General features: G+C 46.8%; 17 protein-coding genes and 1 riboswitch. Of the genes, 14 read left to right on the top strand and 3 right to left on the bottom strand.

What is annotated here, in order from left to right; translation table 11 throughout:
• The first annotated feature begins 237 nt into the window (after nucleotides 1–237).
• Genes ACETMN_RS27880 through ACETMN_RS27865 form a run of 4 tightly spaced genes read left to right on the top strand, consistent with a single transcriptional unit; the run spans nucleotide 238 to nucleotide 3,870 of the window.
• Nucleotides 238–1,182 (top strand): metal ABC transporter solute-binding protein, Zn/Mn family, encoded by a 945-nt coding sequence (locus tag ACETMN_RS27880; RefSeq protein ID WP_411735425.1) that lies wholly within the window; start codon nucleotides 238–240, stop codon nucleotides 1,180–1,182.
• 31 nt (nucleotides 1,183–1,213) lie between these two features.
• Nucleotides 1,214–2,035 (top strand): metal ABC transporter ATP-binding protein, encoded by an 822-nt coding sequence (locus ACETMN_RS27875; protein ID WP_411735424.1) that lies wholly within the window; start codon nucleotides 1,214–1,216, stop codon nucleotides 2,033–2,035.
• A 3-nt stretch (nucleotides 2,036–2,038) separates the two neighbouring features.
• Entirely contained in the window at nucleotides 2,039–2,998 is a 960-nt protein-coding gene (locus tag ACETMN_RS27870; protein ID WP_091020798.1) for a metal ABC transporter permease, read from the top strand.
• A complete protein-coding gene (locus ACETMN_RS27865; RefSeq protein WP_047841304.1) occupies nucleotides 2,998–3,870 on the top strand; it encodes a metal ABC transporter permease in 873 nt (290 codons plus the stop codon). The genes ACETMN_RS27870 and ACETMN_RS27865 overlap by 1 nt, the downstream gene beginning before the upstream one ends.
• 148 nt (nucleotides 3,871–4,018) lie before the next feature.
• Here ACETMN_RS27865 and ACETMN_RS27860 read toward each other — a convergent pair whose 3' ends face one another.
• Nucleotides 4,019–5,152: an SMP-30/gluconolactonase/LRE family protein gene (locus ACETMN_RS27860; RefSeq protein WP_411735423.1), complete on the bottom strand. Its 1,134-nt coding sequence runs from the start codon at nucleotides 5,150–5,152 to the stop codon at nucleotides 4,019–4,021.
• 284 nt (nucleotides 5,153–5,436) lie between these two features.
• Between ACETMN_RS27860 and ACETMN_RS27855 the strand changes: the two genes are divergently transcribed.
• The 4 genes from ACETMN_RS27855 (at nucleotide 5,437) to ACETMN_RS27840 (ending at nucleotide 9,580) form a co-directional block, all read left to right on the top strand.
• Nucleotides 5,437–6,120 carry a TetR/AcrR family transcriptional regulator gene (locus tag ACETMN_RS27855; protein ID WP_411735422.1) on the top strand — a complete coding sequence of 228 codons (684 nt, stop codon included), beginning with the start codon at nucleotides 5,437–5,439 and terminating at the stop codon, nucleotides 6,118–6,120.
• 525 nt (nucleotides 6,121–6,645) lie between these two features.
• Nucleotides 6,646–7,395, top strand: a complete 750-nt coding sequence (locus ACETMN_RS27850; protein WP_091020802.1) for a Cof-type HAD-IIB family hydrolase — start codon at nucleotides 6,646–6,648, stop codon at nucleotides 7,393–7,395.
• A 54-nt stretch (nucleotides 7,396–7,449) separates the two neighbouring features.
• On the top strand, nucleotides 7,450–7,890 hold the full coding sequence (locus ACETMN_RS27845) for a DUF456 domain-containing protein (RefSeq protein ID WP_047841365.1): 441 nt from the start codon (nucleotides 7,450–7,452) through the stop codon (nucleotides 7,888–7,890).
• Nucleotides 7,891–7,951: 61 nt separating this feature from the next.
• Complete coding sequence (locus ACETMN_RS27840; protein WP_091020803.1) at nucleotides 7,952–9,580, top strand: polysaccharide biosynthesis protein; 1,629 nt, start codon at nucleotides 7,952–7,954, stop codon at nucleotides 9,578–9,580.
• A gap of 201 nt (nucleotides 9,581–9,781) precedes the next feature.
• On the opposite strand, the gene ACETMN_RS27835 is transcribed toward ACETMN_RS27840, so the two are convergent.
• Nucleotides 9,782–11,068, bottom strand: a complete 1,287-nt coding sequence (locus tag ACETMN_RS27835; protein ID WP_091020804.1) for a DUF2515 family protein — start codon at nucleotides 11,066–11,068, stop codon at nucleotides 9,782–9,784.
• A 142-nt stretch (nucleotides 11,069–11,210) separates the two neighbouring features.
• Between ACETMN_RS27835 and ACETMN_RS27830 the strand changes: the two genes are divergently transcribed.
• From ACETMN_RS27830 to ACETMN_RS27805, 6 genes are all read left to right on the top strand, one after another.
• Nucleotides 11,211–11,555 (top strand): thioredoxin family protein, encoded by a 345-nt coding sequence (locus tag ACETMN_RS27830; RefSeq protein ID WP_091020805.1) that lies wholly within the window; start codon nucleotides 11,211–11,213, stop codon nucleotides 11,553–11,555.
• Between the two features lie 542 nt (nucleotides 11,556–12,097).
• Nucleotides 12,098–13,036, top strand: a complete 939-nt coding sequence (locus tag ACETMN_RS27825) for a COX15/CtaA family protein (RefSeq protein WP_091020806.1) — start codon at nucleotides 12,098–12,100, stop codon at nucleotides 13,034–13,036.
• A gap of 204 nt (nucleotides 13,037–13,240) precedes the next feature.
• Nucleotides 13,241–13,957, top strand: a complete 717-nt coding sequence (locus ACETMN_RS27820; protein ID WP_091020807.1) for a Cthe_2314 family HEPN domain-containing protein — start codon at nucleotides 13,241–13,243, stop codon at nucleotides 13,955–13,957.
• Between the two features lie 138 nt (nucleotides 13,958–14,095).
• Nucleotides 14,096–14,237, top strand: a riboswitch (SAM riboswitch).
• A gap of 126 nt (nucleotides 14,238–14,363) precedes the next feature.
• Complete coding sequence (locus ACETMN_RS27815) at nucleotides 14,364–15,398, top strand: methionine ABC transporter ATP-binding protein (RefSeq protein ID WP_091020808.1); 1,035 nt, start codon at nucleotides 14,364–14,366, stop codon at nucleotides 15,396–15,398.
• Nucleotides 15,399–16,058: a methionine ABC transporter permease gene (locus ACETMN_RS27810; RefSeq protein ID WP_047841298.1), complete on the top strand. Its 660-nt coding sequence runs from the start codon at nucleotides 15,399–15,401 to the stop codon at nucleotides 16,056–16,058.
• Nucleotides 16,059–16,133: 75 nt separating this feature from the next.
• Nucleotides 16,134–16,973 carry a MetQ/NlpA family ABC transporter substrate-binding protein gene (locus ACETMN_RS27805; RefSeq protein WP_091020809.1) on the top strand — a complete coding sequence of 280 codons (840 nt, stop codon included), beginning with the start codon at nucleotides 16,134–16,136 and terminating at the stop codon, nucleotides 16,971–16,973.
• Between the two features lie 123 nt (nucleotides 16,974–17,096).
• Here ACETMN_RS27805 and ACETMN_RS27800 read toward each other — a convergent pair whose 3' ends face one another.
• Nucleotides 17,097–18,053, bottom strand: a complete 957-nt coding sequence (locus ACETMN_RS27800; RefSeq protein WP_411735421.1) for a DUF2167 domain-containing protein — start codon at nucleotides 18,051–18,053, stop codon at nucleotides 17,097–17,099.
• Nucleotides 18,054–18,098: the final 45 nt, after the last annotated feature.

The raw sequence follows: 18,098 nt of genomic DNA, 5'->3' as shown, positions 1-18,098 counted from the left end.
CGCAAAGAATATCGTGTGAATTAGCTCTTTTAACATCGTAACCAAAAGGTTCATGAAGTGAATTAAATGTATATTTGGACAGGCAGGGGAAATAATCCCTTGCCTTTTTTTTTGGCTTCGGATAAAATTTGCACAAGGGAAACATTATTAGCCTTGATTAAAACTTAATACCTTGTACAACAAAATTAGATGTAGACAAGTATTTTAGGAGAGGGAAAGGGGACGGTTGAATTGTTAATGGTGAAAATGAGGAGTATTCAGAGGGGGTTCATTACGCTAGCCGCTCTGGTTCTGGTTGTTATACTTACGGCATGTTCCAGTGATGCAGAGACGAGCAGTGGTGGCAAGCTACAAGTAACCGCTACAACGGGAATGATCGCTGACGTAGCACGTGAGGTAGGCGGGGCATATGTTGATGTTACCGGGCTCATGGGCCCGGGCGTTGACCCTCACTTGTACAAGGCATCCCAAGGTGATATTCGCAAGTTGGAACAAGCAAAAGTTATTTTCTATAATGGACTGCATCTCGAAGGCAAAATGACAGACATTTTGGAGAAAATGTCCTCAAGCAAGCTGGTTACTGCTGTTACAGAGACTATTCCAGTCGAGGAGTTACACTCAGGCAAAGATACAGGCGGCACCGAATATGACCCACACGTATGGTTTAACGTCAGCCACTGGATGCATGCGGCAGAAGCCGTACGCGATACGCTCGTGGAGGCGGACCCGGACCATGCGGAAGAATATAAAGCTCAGGCAGAGGCGTATCTGGCGAAGCTCGAAGCACTGGATGCCGAGGTGCGCGAGAAGATTCTGGAGATTCCGGAAGCAAGCCGGGTATTGGTTACGGCGCATGATGCATTTGGATATTTCGGTCAGGCTTATGGCATGAAAGTGATGGGGCTTCAGGGCATCAGTACAGCAGCCGAATACGGTGCAAAAGATGTTAGCGAACTGAGGGATTATCTCGTAGATAACCATATCAAAGCCGTATTTGTTGAATCGAGTGTGCCTGCAAAAGCGATGGAAGCCATCATTGCCGGAGCAGCTCAAAAAGGACATACGGTCAACATTGGTGGAGAACTGTTCTCGGATGCCATGGGAGCTGAGGGAACGGAAGAAGGCACATACATCGGTATGATTCGCCACAATGTTGAGACGATTGTAGAAGCTCTGAAATAATGAATCACATGAAGAGAGGAGTTACAGGATTATGGAAGATACAACTTTATTGGAACAAACTCCTACGAGACTGAACAATAGTCACTTGCAGGGAACGCAGCCAACATCGGCTCCTCTTAGTGTGAGGGATCTGGCTGTTGCGTATCACAAAAAGCCGGTGCTTAGCAGCGTATCCTTCGATATTCCGGAAGGACAGCTCATCGGTATTCTTGGCCCAAATGGCGCAGGGAAATCAACACTGATCAAAGCCGTTCTGGGACTAGTACCGAAGATGCATGGGGAGGTACGGATCTTCGGACAATCGTACCGAGAACAACGTCGCCGCATCGGTTATGTGCCACAACGGGAATCGGTGGACTGGGATTTCCCTACGCATGCGCTTGATGTGGTGATGATGGGACGGTATGGTCATCTGGGCTGGTTCCGTCGTCCGGGGAAAAAGGAGCGGGACCTGGCGGCACACTGCCTGGAGCAAGTTGGCATGGGCGATTACATGTACCGCCAGATCAGTCAGCTGTCCGGTGGACAGCAGCAACGTGTCTTTCTGGCGCGGGCACTCGTGCAAGACGCAGATCTGTATTTCATGGATGAGCCATTTGCAGGTGTGGATGCCACCACAGAGAAAGCGATCATTTCGCTTTTGGAACAGTTGAAGAAACAAGGCAAGACGGTACTGGTTGTTCACCATGATCTGGCGACAGTCGAGGAATACTTCGACCATGTGCTGCTGCTCAATGGACGACTGGTGGCAGGTGGACCAACAAATGAAGTATTTGTACCGGATACACTGCAAGAGACGTACGGAGGCCGGATTGCGATGATCGGAAGCCGGACGGAGAAAGGCCAGGTGTAGTGCATGTGGAACTGGATCGTTGCCATCTTATCTGACCCCAATACACGTTGGATATTGCTCGGCTGTCTGTTGTTAGGATTCAGTAGCGGAATTATTGGCTCCTTCACCTTTCTTCGTAAACAGAGCCTGATGGGGGACACCCTTGCTCATGCTGCTCTGCCTGGGATCTGTATTGCATTTATGTTGACGGAAACGAAGTCGGTCGGATTATTCCTGTTCGGTGCTCTGGTGGCTGGCATTGTCGCTACCTTCGGAATCTCGTGGATTACACGCTACTCCCGAATCAAGCAGGATGCGGCGATGGGAATTGTGCTTACCGTCTTTTTCGGGGTTGGTGTAGTGATGCTGACGCGCATCCAGCATGGGGCGAGTGGAAGCCAAAGCGGACTTGATAAATATTTGTTTGGGCAGGCGGCATCCATGGTCATGACGGATGTGTATGTTATGGGAGGCGTATGTCTAGTATTACTGATTGCATGTCTTGCCTGGTTCAAGGAATTCAAACTGGTGAGTTTTGACCCGGGATTTGCACGTGGTATGGGACTGCCAGTTGCGATGTTGGAGCAGCTCATTTTGCTCTTAACGGTAATCGCGGTGGTTGCCGGGATTCAGGCCGTTGGTGTGGTGCTTGTTGCAGCCTTGCTGGTAACTCCAGCAGCAGCGGCACGTTGCTGGACCGACTCACTTGCACTGATGGTGGTGTTGGCAGGCATATTTGGTGCATTGAGCGGTGCAACAGGCACCATCTTCAGTACGCTTGTACCTAATCTGCCAACAGGACCTGTAACCGTTCTTGCGGCTACGGCATTGTTTGCTGGATCAGCCTTGCTGGCTCCGCGTCGTGGATTATTAGCTCGACGGTTGCGCAGTATTCAGGCAAAGTCGGCGTATATGCGTGAAGAGCGGGCTACACTTCAGACTCTCGCCATACAGCGAAATCAGCAGGAACGGGGGGAGATGTAATGGCAACGTTTTGGATTATCTTGACGGCCGTATTGGTATCTTCCGCCTGCGCCATCCTCGGTTGTTTTTTGATTCTGCGGCGAATGGCTCTGGTCGGTGATGCGATTAGCCATGCGGTTCTCCCCGGTATTGCGATTGCTTTCCTGTGGAGTGGTTCCAGGGATTCATTGTGGATGCTACTTGGTGCAACGGTGTTTGGACTACTGACGGTGTTCTTCATACAGAGTTTGCAGGCGGGAGGACTCTCGTCTGATGCCTCAATCGGAATTGTGTTTACTGCACTCTTCGCAGTAGGTGTCATTCTGATTAGTCTGAACGCCCAGCATATTGATCTGGATCTGGACTGTGTTTTGTTCGGTGAGATCGCTTATGTTCAGTGGGATACACTAACCCTTGGAGGTACGGATGTCGGGCCGAGGGCGGTCTGGATGCTGGGTATTACTTTGCTGGTCATCCTTGTCGTCATTGGGCTGTTCTACAAACAGTTTAAGCTATGTGCCTTCGATCCGGCGCTGGCTGCAGCCTGCGGCATTCCAGTAGTGCTGTTCCACTATCTGCTCATGGGACTCGTTTCGATGACGTCCGTAGCTTCATTTGAAAGTGTTGGTTCGATTCTCGTGGTGGGTATGCTGATTGTACCTGCGGCAACGGCTTACCTGCTCACAGATCGTCTGGGCAAAATGATTCTGTATGCCGTCCTGATCGGAGCAGCATCCTCGGTTGGAGGTTACATCATGGCATACGCCCTGGATGCTTCCATCGCGGGCTGTATGGTAGCTGTTGCTGGAATTTTGTTTGTTCTTGCACTGCTGTTGTCACCGAAACATGGCATCGTATTCCGTTACGCTCGTCGCAAATTCGCGGCACGTTAATTCATAGAGATTGTTAGCCGCCTGCTTTGCAGGCGGTTTTTTTGATTGGATTGTAAACGAAGAAAAATTCAATAGAAGCCCCTCCTGCTGGAGTGAGCTGCTATTGAGATGCCTAAAGGTGGAATGAGGTAGAGGAATATAACAATCCTTACGGTTTCAAAGGCACCCGATGAACCCCTTGGCTTCCTCCCGGTGCGGTTCCGAGATATAAATATTTCCCTTGGCTTACGGCCGTGGTGATGCCATACAATGTTCCTTCCGGATCATGCCAACTACTAATAAGCTCTCCTTCTGGTCCATATTCTGCGACAAGTCCATGTTTCACCGGCGCGCTGGCTCCATTTAACAAGGACTGTGGAACTTTGGACATCGTCGCTGCTAACCAAGGATGACTATGCATGTAATCGGCAAAAGACAGACGGGTTGTGAATACCCCTACCCAAAAGTGTCCCTGGGCGTCACGGGTGATATTGTCCGGGAACCCAGCCAGATTCTCCGCGAAAATATCAGAGGTGCCTTGTTTGGGCCCCTTCAACCAGTACCGGGTCAACTGATAATGATACGATTCGGCTACAAGCACGAAATCTTCTTCGGCAGACAGTACGACCCCATTAGCAAAATACAAATCCTTAAGCAGTACAGTTGTTTGCTTGGTCAGCGGATCATATTTCAACAATCGTCCATGCGGTTTATTCTCGGCGATTTCTTTGAACATGACCTTGCCATAGTTAGAGGTATCGGAGAAATATATCGATCCGTCTTGAGCAATGTCCAGTTCGTTCGCAAGGTAGATCGGCCCTCCATCTACTTCATTGGTTAATACTTCGATATTTCCGATCGGGTCAATGGACAGAAGCCCTTTCTGAATATCCGCCACAATCAAATTACCGGCAGCATCAAATTTTAGTCCATTAGGTGTTCCGTGGGTATCAGCGAATACCTCTGCTGGCTGTGCCTTGTCCTCGGCGTCAAAGGTTACTCTGTAAATTTTGCCGTCGGAGTCACCCGCATACAGTCGCCCTTCTTTATCAAAAGTGATAAATTCCGGGAATTTCGCGCGGTCTGTAACCAATTCAGCGGAGCTAAGTTTGTTGTTCTCTTTCCAGGGACCCTCCTTCTCAAAAGAAGGAGCAGCAGGTGCAGACCAAACCGCGGGTTCTACCGGGGCGGGCATTAGCAGGAATACAATGACTCCCAGCACAATTACCCCTAGCAGGGTCAGGCTCCATCTACGAATTTGTTGACCAGTGGATCGTTTGCGTTGTTTTTGTTCTGTTGACATTAGTAATCCTCCTAATATTGTTTGCGGGGCAATCTACACTTTGAATACGATGTTTTCTCAAAGAAACGATGTTACCGATTGTCCGAAAAAAATACCAATTAAAAATTGGCATAAAACATTTTTGGTAACACTGTTTCTAACAGGAATCATCGTAACCAAAAAGTTGTGCTGGTGTCAAACCTTTTTTTTCAACGTGATAGCTTCATTGACAATCTTTCTACGAATGGTTAGAATGCCTGTTAGAAGTCGGAAACTTCGTTTCCGGTCAGAAACATGATAACTAAATGAAGGTGATCCTTATCAGTGACGAAGACAAGCTCTCACCATCCAAGGGGCGGGCATTAAAAACATATCAGGAAGCTCGCCTGCAAAACACAGAAAATCTCCGTAAGCTTGTGGTTGATGCGGCAGCAGCCATTTTGCAGGAAGAAGGGCCGGAGGCTGTTACTGTACGCAGAGTATCGCAAAAGATGGGCTGCTCTACCAAGATCATTTACAGTTTGTTTGTTAATAAAGAAGGTCTTGCCCAGCAGTTGTATCTGGAGGGTTGCAAATTGCTGGCGAAGCGTTTTGAAGAAGTGCCGCCGTCCTCTGATCTCATGGAGCATTTGCTGGATTTGGGCGAAGCCTTCTGGCAGTTCGCGCAGGATTATACCAGTTACTACAAGCTGATGTTTGGAGGAGCTTTTGCCGAGTTTAAGCCGGATGCAGAGAGTATGCAGGGAACGATGACTGCCATACGCCGTTTGCTAATTCTAATCAGCACCGCCCAGCAGCAAGGACAGATTTCGGACCAGGAAGATACCGGGACTCTTGTAAGTACGATATGGGCATCACTGCATGGTGTAATCCATCTGTATATGGGTGGCTTCCTCGGCGATGTAAAAGCAGCCCATACCATATACAAACAAACAATGGATTTGATGTCCCAATACTTGTTTGCAGCAAACAAGCCAGACAGAGCATGATTAGATTTCATCATGGCTGTGCGGAGTAATAAGGTTAAACTAGAAGCGGTTAAAAGAGGTTCATCCTGAATGGGGTGGACCTTTTTGGTTTAAGAATGTATACGATACAAAAAAAGTATGGATAACTCCGAATAAAAGGGGAGGGATGGTGTGCATAGCTTGGAACAGACACAACTTGTATATAGTAAGAAGGTTCAATCGTGAGTGGGTTCTTTGTTGCATATAGATGATCTGTGGTAAAATGTCGTTAGCTGTGACGTCCGGAGCGTCCGTTTTTACGGATGCCGGGCGATCTTGTTGTGAAAGAATGTTTAAAATTAGATAAAGAAAACCTTTAAGTTGAACTGGAGAACCACTGTGGAACGGAGAGGGCAGAAAGGACCTAGAGAAGGGAAATTTGTTTATGAAAGGTAATTCTAAAACAAAGATACTACGACTCGAAAGGTTTTCTGCCCGCGTAGTGCCTGAATGGATATCCATGAGTTTAACTTGGAGAGAGAGAGACAACCTAGGAGGAACTACTGTATGAGTGAACTGAAATACAAATTGCTTGCATTGGATATGGATGGAACATTGCTTAATGATAATCATGAAATTACGCAGGAGACCGCCAAATGGATTCAGATTGCCATTCGTCGGGGTGTACATGTGTGCCTTTCAACGGGAAGAGCCGTATTCCACGCGATGCCTTATGCGGTTCAACTTGGACTGGAGACACCAATGGTTACCGTTAACGGTAGTGAGGTCTGGAAAGCTCCGCATGATCTGCATATGCGTCATCTGATGGACCCGGTATTGATTCGCAGAATGCAGGAGATCGGTGAGAAATATAACAGCTGGTACTGGGCATACTCCGTGGAAGAGCTGTTCAACCGTGATCGCTGGACGGACAATATTGAAGGTCTGGAATGGCTGAAATTCGGCTTTAATACCGAAGTGGATGAAGTTCGTCACCAGATTATGATGGAACTGCAACAAATGGGTGGTCTGCAAATGACGAATTCCTCACCCGTTAATATTGAGATCAACCCTGCTGGCGTATCCAAAGCAAGTGGTGTAGCCGAAGTCTGCAAGCTGCTGGGCATCGAGATGTCCGAAGTTGTTGCTGTCGGAGATAGTCTGAATGATCTGGCTGTCATTGAGGCCGTGGGTCTTGGTGTAGCCATGGGCAATGCGCAAGAGCAGGTGAAGGAAGCGGCTGATCTGATCGTAGCGAGTAACAATGAAGACGGCATCGTCGAAGTGATCCGTGAACATATTTTGAAGGGGGAGTAACCTTTGCTCGCAACCATTGCCTGGATTTTAATTGTGCTGCTGTTTGCAGTGGGGATGGCTGGAACGGTATATCCCATACTGCCTGGTGCTGTAGCGATTTTCTTCGCGTTTCTGGTCTACGGCTGGTTCTTCAGCTTTGATCCGTTTGGTGTGTGGTTCTGGATCATTCAGATTCTGATTGTTGTTGTGTTGTTTGTGGCTGATTATGTCGTCAGCGCATGGGGTGTGAAAAAGTTCGGTGGCTCCAAGTTATCGACCACGCTGAGTACCATTGGTGTTATCATTGGCCCATTTGTCATTCCGGCATTCGGACTGGTATTGGGACCATTTATCGGTGCTTTTATCGGGGAACTGATCGGAGGGTCTTCACCTTCCAAAGCGTCAAAAGTTGGATTTGGTTCGGTCGTGGGGTTATTTACGAGTACCGTGATGAAAATTATTTTGCAAATCGTCATGATTGTTCTCTTTATTATCTGGGTGGTAAGATTCGCCTAAACGTTCAGGATTAGCTTCAACGGGATGCATGTCCGGTGTGGAGGAAAGAAGGGGAATTCGTTTGTCTAAGAAAGAAACATTCATTAGGGGTACGCTTATTCTGGCGGCAGCTGCGCTAATCGCGAGAGTACTCGGATTGGTTCAACGGGTGCCGCTGGAGCATATCCTTGGAGATGTCGGTAACGCATCGTTTACGATCTCCAATACGGTATATTTAATGCTGTTAACTGTAGCAACGGCGGGCATACCGAGTACACTTAGCAAAATGGTATCGGAACGCTATGCGCTCGGACGCGCGAGTGAAGCCCAACAGATCTACCGTGCAGCCCTGATCTTTGCGGCTGTCGCCGGGGTAGTCATGTCTGCTTTATTGTGGTTCGCTGCACCTTATTATGCCACGTATGTCTCCAAAGTACCGGAGTCAGTCAGCGCCATTCGCGCCTTGGCTCCAGCCTTGCTGCTGTTCCCGGCCATTGCGATGATGCGTGGATATTTCCAGGGACGCGGCAACATGACAGCGGGTGGTATTTCACAGATTGTTGAACAGTTCGCCCGTGTAGGTACAGCCATTATCGTGGCTTATGTCATGCTGCAATGGAATTATGATGACCAGACGATTGCTGCAGGTGCTTCATTTGGCGGGGTATTAGGAAGTGTGGGTGCCTTCGGTGTCATGCTGTACTTCACCTTGAAGCTGCGTCGTAGCGACCGTGCGGCCCAATTGAATTACGAACGTGCAGAGCAGTTACCGATGCGAGGTATCTACAGTGATATCTTCAAGCTGTCTATTCCCATTGTGCTGTCCTCACTTGCGGTTCCAGCCATTAACTTCATCGATTCATCCCTTGTGGTACCACTGCTTAGTGGCCAGATTGGACTCGAAGAAGCGACTGGTGTACTTGCGATTCTGGGTGCGAAAGCCCAAAGTATTGCGGGTATTCCTCCGATTCTGGCTATCGCTTTAAGTCAATCGTTGGTGCCTGTCATTTCAGCAGCATTTGCCCGCAAGGATGAAGCGCATCTGAAGAGTCAGGTGACACTTGCGTTGCGCATTTCGATTCTGACAGGTATGCCGATTGTCATTGCGCTTTGTGCGGCAGCATATTCGGTCAACGGATTGCTGTTTACCAATCTGGATGGAACGCCGATCATTGCCTTGTTAACATTCGGTACCATTTTCCAGATTACAATGATGACCACTAACTCCATTTTACTCGGGGTAGGGAAACCGCGGATTACAATGATCAGTGTCGCAGCAGGTGTTGTGATCAAACTAATCGCAAGTCTGATTCTGGCGCCGATCTTTGGCATTTACGGCATTATCATTGCAACGGCCCTTTGTTTCCTGGTCATCACATACCTGAATCTGCGGGTCCTGCGCAAAATCGTTGATTTCTCCATCATGGGAGATCGTTGGAAAGGGTTTATCATTACAGTGTTGCTTGCAGCAGGTGTAGGATTTGCAACGAACTGGATTGGGAATACGATCTTTGGACTGTTCCTGCCAGCGCGTGTATCCTTCTTGTTTACCTGCCTTGTGGTTGGTGTGCTTGTGGTGGTGGTGTATCTGGTTCTCATGGTTGTGCTGCGTGTACTGCGCAAGGACGAGCTGGGCAGTTACCCTCGTATTCTGCAAAAAATTCTTCGTCCACTTATGCGTCTTCAACGTGGAGCTGGGCAAAGAGGTTGAAAATACAAAGTGCATTATTCAAGCATAAATCTTTTGTGAAAATAGGATACAAGCTCTGTCTGCTATTGAAGCGGACAGGGCTTTTTGTATAGTTAGGGCGAGCTGAGCGACTGAACTCGACATTAGCCCAGCAAGCAAGGATAGCAGTATATAAGGGTATTCACATCATCCGTCTTTGCCTGCTCTATATGATCTTTAGCATTAGTGTGTGATGGCTTTAGCATCATGAGCCAGTGCTGTTTTCAGCATGCCATACCGGTGTTCGTGACTCATCTCAAACAGCCATGGGCGGCGAGGTGCCGTCAGGTAACCGAGACTATCCCGAGTCTGAAGCCAGTCCTGTCTGGAGATCGGTTCATAAGGCGTGTCTCCCCATACGGCGAGCAGTTCCGGACTATATAATCGTTGCCCTTCTGGAAGCCATTCCTCATCCAGTAACGCCTGAGCGTATAATGTATGTTCACCCGCCTCGTCTTCACGATTGGTAAACAGACCAGGCCAATATTCAGCGCGCGAGCCACGATGGGGAACCAAACGTGCGAACTCCAACACTTGTGAGTGTACTTGCTCCACGCCAAACAACAAGGCATATAGGCCTTTACCAAACATGATCCGCTCATCCAACTTTCCAAAATGTTCAATGACGCGTCCTGCGAGTCCTGTTCCCCGTCCAAGAGGAAAGACGATATGATTCAGACCCGCCAGATTATGCAGATGGAATGCGGGTTTCGAAAGTACTTCTTTTTGAAAATAAGGATGCTGCACCACCCGGCTCTCGATATAGTTCTGCTCATTAATAATTAATGCCACACTAAGCAGTGAACTGCACCGTTCCAGCCAAAAGCGTTCCCAAAACGGCGTCATAAACGCCGATACGTGAAAGTGCGATAAGAGATGGAAACAGCTTCGTCCGATCCGGCGACTGTTCATATACAGCAGTAGCTGGGGATAGGCATCCTGGAAAATGAGTGCATTGCACCGCTCCAGCAGCCGATACATATACTCGCGATCGCTCTGATTCTGTAGATTATGCATTAAGTCACTCTGAAGATCTGTCATGTGATATCCGCCGTTGCGAGAGACCATATGGGCCAGCAGTGCCCAATGGAGTTCAGGGTATTGCTCATAACATTCCAGATAAGCTGCCGTGCGGGTGATATTACTCCGATTATGCTCCTGGGTCAGTGTCTTAATCTCTTCCAGGATGATGCAATCTTCTTCGCAGACGAGTGCGCTTTGAACCTGGTCCGTACGTGCAAAAGATTTGTTGCTGGCAGGTAACAGACGCTCCACCTCAGACTGTAGGGCAGCTGCCGTATCGGTATCCCACTCGATGTCACGCAATGGGTGACGAAGCTGTGCTGACGCTTGCCATGCAGCCTGTTTGCCACGCCAGATTTCCCGGGCAGCACCCGGAATGGAACGGACCATCTGCAGGAGGGACCCGTGATGTTGTTCGCTGGAAGAATCAGTTCTGGTGGAAGTCATGATGTGACATCCTTTCATGATGTTCTGGGTTTAAATTCACAGACCATGTGGTTTATTCTAAGTATGCGCTGATTATTTGACTTCCACTCGCCAATTTGCTTCACTTAGGGTAAGACAAGGTACAGAAAGGGAGATGAACTGAATGGAACAGATTACTTCCAAACCGGCTTTTGATGTAGCCATCCAATCCCCACGTTTGACGATTGCCGTATTCAAGGCAGACTGGTGCGGTGACTGCAAATACATCGATCCGTTTATGCCTGAGGTTGAAGAGAAATATACACGTGAACTGACTTTGATTGAGGTCGACGTGGATCAGGTTGGAACCGTTAGTGAAGAGCATAATATTCTTGGCATTCCAAGCTTTGTGGCGTATACAGATGGCCGCGAACTCGTACGGTATGTGAACAAGCTGCGCAAGTCAAGAGAAGAGATTGAGCAGTTCCTGGATCGCGCAGTTGAAGTGTACAACACGATCCATAAATGATGTTATACAAGTTCAAATGATGAATATTCACACAGACACTCCGATGACAGAATAACCTTTTGATCGCTGTTATCCCCAGATTTCTTTGATCCCTTTTATTAGGGGGAAATCCGGGGATAAAGGCGAAGCATATGCTTTCGATGCAGCTTTCTTTCAGAAAGCTTTTAGCTTCGCTTCTTCAGGCTATTTCTGTCCTCTCCGTTATTGTGTAAATTTTTCATTGAACTTATATAAATGTATGACAGGTTCATGTTGTTAAAGGGTATACTAGATGAAACGCCATTTCTCTTGAAATAGGGAAATGGCGTTTGTGTGTTCTGAACTCTGTTTAAGACACAATTCAACTGGCTATCCCCCAAATAACATAACCCCAATGACCTGCGGGTCATTATTTCACCAGACGTTAACATTTTGTCACAAAGCGCGACGTCAATGAACATTTTATCCGGTATAATGAATTTAGTTGTGAAATAAGTGTCAAAGTACCGAAACAAGCGGAGAATATTCTTCGCCATCTTAAACCAACAGCGGGTGAGAAAAAATTGAAACACTTAACTTTGTTTAAATGGTTAACCGTATTAACCTGTCTTGTCATGTTTCTGGCCACTTTTGGTGGAGGCATCGTAACCAAAACGGAATCAGGCCTTGGCTGCGGAACAGAATGGCCTTTATGTAACGGAAAACTCGTTCCGGCACATACTGTGGCTTCACTCATTGAATATTCCCACCGCGCTGTAAGTGCACTGGCTGGACTGTTGTCCATTGCCTCATTTGTTGCTTTTCTGCAGTTTGGCAAGTCACGCCGTGACCTGCAATTGTTTTCTTTCTTAACTCTGGTATTTGTTATCGTCCAGGGAATCATGGGTGCTTTTGCCGTCGTCTTCTCCCAATCTTCAGCAGTCATGGCACTGCATTTTGGCTTTGCACTGATTGCTTTTGCCAGTTCTCTAATGATGGCACTGGGCATAAGGCAGGAGGCTAAAGATGGCGGATTGGAACGCCTGAATAAATACCCTCGGGTTAGCAAAAAATTCAGGAATCTGGTCTGGTTCTCCACTATTTACACATATCTCGTGGTATACACGGGTGCATTTGTGAGTCACACGGATTCTGCTGGCGGATGTTCCGGATTTCCGCTCTGTAACGGGCAGATTATTCCTGAGCTTTCGGGTGGGGTAGCGGTTGCTTTTGCTCACCGTGCAGCAGCAGCGTCGCTCGTGATTGTTATCGCAATTCTGGGTCACTTCGCTTACCGTAATCATCCGGACAACAAGGAAATGCGGACCCTTGGCGTGGTATCCGTTGTTCTCATCCTGATGCAAGTAGTCATTGGTATTTTCATGATGGTGACAATGAACCGTCCGGAAGTATACATGTTTGTAGCTCTCGCTCATATGCTGGATATCGCCATATTATTCGGAGTTTTAACGTATATGAGTTTCCTGGTGTACAAGCTGCATCGCCCGGCTAATCGTTTCTAAGATATAGATCCATTCTTTTTCCAAAGGTACTTGGGCTAAATATGAAAGTCCACCATCCAGTGATGTACATCATTGGACAGGTGGACTTTGTTTGATGTCAGGGGGATCAGGGCAACCTATGGCAAGCAGCAATTACACGGAATGGATGATGTGTTACGTTTACGGTGATGAATTCTTGTTGATTTGGAAAAGAGGAGGTTAGATATGCTGCGAACGTTGTTGGGGGAAAAGCCACGTATAAACGAAGGTAAATTGAAGGCAGCGATGGACGCAATGGCGCATACGCTTGAGTTATTTCAACGACAAATGCATGTGGACCATGATCCCACGCATGACTATCGGAAACTGTATGTGTGGACTCAGGGACTTATCTCCTCACTGGATGAACTAGAGCAAAGCTGTTTCGCTGCTGCTCATTTTCGCAATAAGGTCGTTGCAGGCTCAACGGATGATATGACGGCGACTGAAAAAGCAGAGTATGCACGGTATGTGTATTTCTACAAAGATGGCTTTATCCGCTGCTTTGCCATCCTGGATAAAGTGGGTACGGTACTAAATGAAATATTCCAGTTGAATACTTCAAATACCAAAGCGCATTTTTCTTATTTTACAGTGTTAAGGCAGTTCGATTATGCGAGGGAGCACCATGATCTTGCGTTGCAATTAATACAGATCAAGGACTCTTATCGTGAGCCGATGAGCAAGCTGCGCAAACGACGTAATATGGAAATTCACTACATGAACTCAGAAATGCATGATGACCTGTGGCAGTTACACCAGACCTTGCAAGGTAAAGTGAAATTGGAGGATTTGAATCAGCATGTGCAGGAAATGCGTCAGGGCGTCGATATGGTCTGTGAAACGTTAACAGCTTCTTATCGTTATATCAACAAAATATGGAAAAGAAATAATTCCCTTTGACAAATCGGAATACTTGGAATATACTGAGTTTCAATTAGAGTGTTACAATGACGAAGAATGAACTGATATTTCTCAAAAGTTACATTCACATTATAAAGCATAAACTACATGAACTTATAAAATCCTACAATAACATATTTCTTATCGAGAGCGGCGGAGGGACAGGCCCGATGAAGCCCGGCAACCGATTTGTAATGACATGATACATGTATCATTCGTTATAGATGTTAGGTGCTAATTCCTACAAAATGGTGCAAGGCACGATTTTGGCAGATGAGAAGGTATATTCTTTCACGTGAAGAGCCCTCTTTGTTTCTGCAAAGGGCTCTTTTTTTGTACTTTAAGGGGAGTTTTCCTTTAGATCGGGTAAAGATACATGTAGGTGGTTGGAAAGGGGCAAGTGCGATTGATTGAATTAAAAGGTTTAACGAAAACGTACGGCAAAGGGGCAAAATCTACAACAGCGTTATCCGAGCTGAATTTGAACATCCAAAAGGGCGAAATCTACGGCGTGATTGGGCATTCTGGAGCGGGCAAAAGTACATTGATTCGCTGCATTAATTTGCTAGAACGGCCTACGGAGGGTGAAGTATGGGTTGATGGGATCAACCTGACTGAACTGAGCAAAACCGAACTGCAGCAACAGAGACGCAAGATCGGGATGATTTTTCAACACTTTAATCTGTTATCTTCGGCAACGGTATATGATAATGTGGCTTTTCCGCTAAAGCTTGTGAATACACCAAAGGATGCCATTGATCGCAAAGTGAAGGAAATGCTCAATCTCGTTGGCCTGGAGAACCATAGCAACAAATATCCAGCTCAATTATCGGGTGGACAGAAACAACGTGTGGGGATTGCGAGAGCACTTGCAAGTGATCCGAATGTACTTCTCTGTGATGAAGCTACTTCGGCACTTGATCCGCAGACGACAAATTCAATCCTGAAGTTATTGCTCGACATTAATGAAAAGTACAACCTTACGATTGTGCTGATCACACATGAGATGCATGTCATTCAGAACATTTGTGACAAGGTGGCTGTCATTCATCAAGGTGGCATTGTGGAACAGGGACCTGTAACCGAAGTGTTCCTGAAGCCGCAGCATGCGATTACGCGGGACTTCATGATGCGTGACCATGAAGCTGGACTTGCTCTGGAAGAGACCGCTCTGGCGAATGCAGGCATTGAATTGCAGGCAGGTGCTGCTTCCAAACTTGTGAAGATATCCTTTCTGGGTAACAAAACGTATGAAGCGATTTTGTCGAGGACGGTACGTAAGACGGGTGTGGATTTTGCCATCCTGCAGGGTACAATCTCTACGATTAAACAGGTGCCTTATGGACAGCTGACCGTTCGGTTCGAGGGTGATTCCATTGCGATTGATCGGACGATATCAGAATTAACCGCAGAGGGACTTGATGTGGAGGTGCTTCGTTAGATGGATTTTTCAACCGTACGTTGGGAAGAGGTTGGTAAAGCCTCTATTGAGACGCTGCAAATTTTGGGTGTATCAGGCTTGTTCACCGTAATCTTTGGTTTACCGCTCGGAGTTCTGCTGTTCATGACAGCCCGATCTGCTTCGATCAAATCACGGACGGTGTACATTATATTGTCCTTGATTGTGAATATTTTGCGCTCAGTCCCATTTATCATATTGATTGTTGCTCTTATTCCATTCACTCGTTCACTCGTCGGTACAGCTACAGGAGTGTTAGGTGTTATACCACCTTTAGTTATTTCAGCAGCTCCTTACTTTGCTCGATTGGTGGAGACGACGTTGCGAGAAGTTGATCGGGGTGTCATTGAAGCGGCACAGTCGATGGGTGCATCGACCGGACAGATTGTAAGACGGGTATTACTGCCTGAAGCGTTACCTGGTTTGGTTGCTGGGATAACCATTACCATCGTTACCCTTGTCTCTTACACGGCGATGGCGGGCATGGTTGGTGGTGGAGGTCTGGGAACGCTGGCAATCAACTATGGGTATTATCGTTATCAAAATGAAATCATGATTATATCCGTAGTGTCGATGATCATTCTTGTGCAAATTCTCCAGATGGCTGGAGATCGCTTGGTTACATTTTTCACCAGGAAATAACACATAGATAACATGATGGATATGCATTCATGCGGACGCCACATGAAAAAAATGATTAGAGAAGGGGTTTTACACATGAAAAAATGGTCATTCGCTCTACTTAGTCTTATGCTGATTGCGGTTCTCGCAGCTTGCGGAAACAATAAGGACGCCGATAGCGGCGCAGATAATTCAGCAGGTGCACCACGTACAGTTGAATTGAAAGTTGGAGCTTCACCTACACCACACGCAGAGATTCTGGAAAGCATCAAGCCTGAGCTGGAAGCACAAGGTATTCGTTTACAAGTCGTTACGTTTAATGACTATGTACAACCAAACCAGCAACTTGCTGATAAAAAATTGGATGCAAACTTCTTCCAGCACCAGCCTTATCTGGACACAGAGAATAAAGAACGTGGATTCAACCTCGTTACTGTAACACCTGTTCATGTTGAACCTTTTGGTGGATACTCCAAGAAGATTAAGTCTTTGGATGAATTGGCTGACGGCGCAAAAGTAGCCATTCCAAATGACCCATCCAATGGTGGACGTGCACTGTTGTTGCTTGCGAAGGAAGGCATTATTACGCTGAAAGACAACACAAATATTACATCTACGATTCAAGATATCACAGCCAATCCGAAAAATCTGAATATTATCGAGCTGGATGCAGCCATGATGCCTCGTCAATTGGATGAAGCGGATCTGGTATTCATCAACGCTAACTATGCGCTTGAAGCAAACCTGAATCCAGCGAATGATGCTTTGCTGATCGAAGATCTGCAAGGTAACCCATACGCAAACATCCTCGTTTCCCGTGAGGACAACAAGGATGCAGATGCAATCCAAAAACTGGCTGCTGCTCTGCACTCCGAAGAAGTGAAAACATTCATCAAAGAACGTTATAAAGGTGCAGTTGAACCTGCAACTGAATAAATCACGATATGTATGATATGTTGTGAAGCTATTAAGAATAAGCCGTATATCTCTTCTGAAGAGATATACGGCTTATTTTATGTTTCCTAATCTGTGCTGACGTGGGGATTAATAAGGGAAGGGTTAGGGCTTATCTTGTTTCTCCGCGTTGGGTGGATGTCCAGATTGGCGGTAGTAGGATAATTCATTCTGATCAGCATACTGCTGCTCATCTGCTTCCTGCAGGTACGTTCTCTCGGAGGGAGAGAGTGTTTCTTCTTCTCCGTGTGAGCTTTTGATCTTGTATCTGATCCAGCCGATTAAGCCAAGGACGACAACGAGGATCAAAGCCCATCCTTTTTTGAGCAAAAGAAGAGCACTGAATTTCTGGGAAGCCGTGTACCCGATCCCGCCCATCAGAAGACTGTTGAGCCCTATGGTGGATGTTTTGTCAGTCGAAGCATTGTACTCCTCGTAGGTATATCCTGCATTGATGTGAAGTTGATTAAGGACAGTTTCCTCGAATGTCTGGCGGCTCTGTTGAAAGTTGGCCGTATCTGTAACCAGAATGGCTGTGATGTACCCTTCGCGTGTCAGGAGTTTTACATTGTAATTGACCATGGCTTGCTGATCAGCATTCTTAAAACCAAGGGAGTAAACCAACTGATGTTTGGTACTGTCATATGCCGGTTCGATTTCCCACCCCGTTATGTACGTTCTATATTCAGGATCAAGTTCTCTGTTATCTTCTTCTGTGCCTCGGATATAACTGCTTAACAGTTCTTCGGCACTCAAATTTTGATCGTCATCATGAATATGACCTGTTTTCACGTATTCAAACACAACATACCACGAGCCGAATTCACTATTGCTGGTTAGGCTTCCGATTTCATTCCCGTTAGGCTTCCCATCACTGTTAAGTATCGAGCGTTGGGTATTGGCCTTATCAAGATAGGAATGGCTTTCAGGGACCTCCAGGGTGGCCTTACCGTCCATAGAGACAGATGCTGGTCCAATAATCCAATCGTACTCATCAGGCGCTTGCTCACTCTCACTGGCCGCTGATACCTGTAAGGCACTAAAGACTGTGAATAAACTCAACATTAAAAATGTAAGAAATGATATCCATCTTTTGTTAATCATATT

It is taken from the genome of Paenibacillus sp. M2 (assembly GCF_046713495.1).
Classification (GTDB): Bacteria; Bacillota; Bacilli; order Paenibacillales; family Paenibacillaceae; genus Paenibacillus; species Paenibacillus amylolyticus_B.
The sequence above is the reverse complement of the archived record's forward strand: the minus strand, read 5'-3'. Positions and strand labels throughout refer to the sequence as shown.

Coding starts and splice junctions, on each gene's coding strand:
- ACETMN_RS27880 (WP_411735425.1), top strand. CDS start 238: ATGGTGAAAATGAGGAGTATTCAGAGGGGGTTCATTACGCTAGCCGCT.
- ACETMN_RS27875 (WP_411735424.1), top strand. CDS start 1,214: ATGGAAGATACAACTTTATTGGAACAAACTCCTACGAGACTGAACAAT.
- ACETMN_RS27870 (WP_091020798.1), top strand. CDS start 2,039: ATGTGGAACTGGATCGTTGCCATCTTATCTGACCCCAATACACGTTGG.
- ACETMN_RS27865 (WP_047841304.1), top strand. CDS start 2,998: ATGGCAACGTTTTGGATTATCTTGACGGCCGTATTGGTATCTTCCGCC.
- ACETMN_RS27860 (WP_411735423.1), bottom strand. CDS start 5,152: ATGTCAACAGAACAAAAACAACGCAAACGATCCACTGGTCAACAAATT.
- ACETMN_RS27855 (WP_411735422.1), top strand. CDS start 5,437: ATGAAGGTGATCCTTATCAGTGACGAAGACAAGCTCTCACCATCCAAG.
- ACETMN_RS27850 (WP_091020802.1), top strand. CDS start 6,646: ATGAGTGAACTGAAATACAAATTGCTTGCATTGGATATGGATGGAACA.
- ACETMN_RS27845 (WP_047841365.1), top strand. CDS start 7,450: ATGGCTGGAACGGTATATCCCATACTGCCTGGTGCTGTAGCGATTTTC.
- ACETMN_RS27835 (WP_091020804.1), bottom strand. CDS start 11,068: ATGACTTCCACCAGAACTGATTCTTCCAGCGAACAACATCACGGGTCC.
- ACETMN_RS27830 (WP_091020805.1), top strand. CDS start 11,211: ATGGAACAGATTACTTCCAAACCGGCTTTTGATGTAGCCATCCAATCC.
- ACETMN_RS27820 (WP_091020807.1), top strand. CDS start 13,241: ATGCTGCGAACGTTGTTGGGGGAAAAGCCACGTATAAACGAAGGTAAA.
- ACETMN_RS27810 (WP_047841298.1), top strand. CDS start 15,399: ATGGATTTTTCAACCGTACGTTGGGAAGAGGTTGGTAAAGCCTCTATT.
- ACETMN_RS27805 (WP_091020809.1), top strand. CDS start 16,134: ATGAAAAAATGGTCATTCGCTCTACTTAGTCTTATGCTGATTGCGGTT.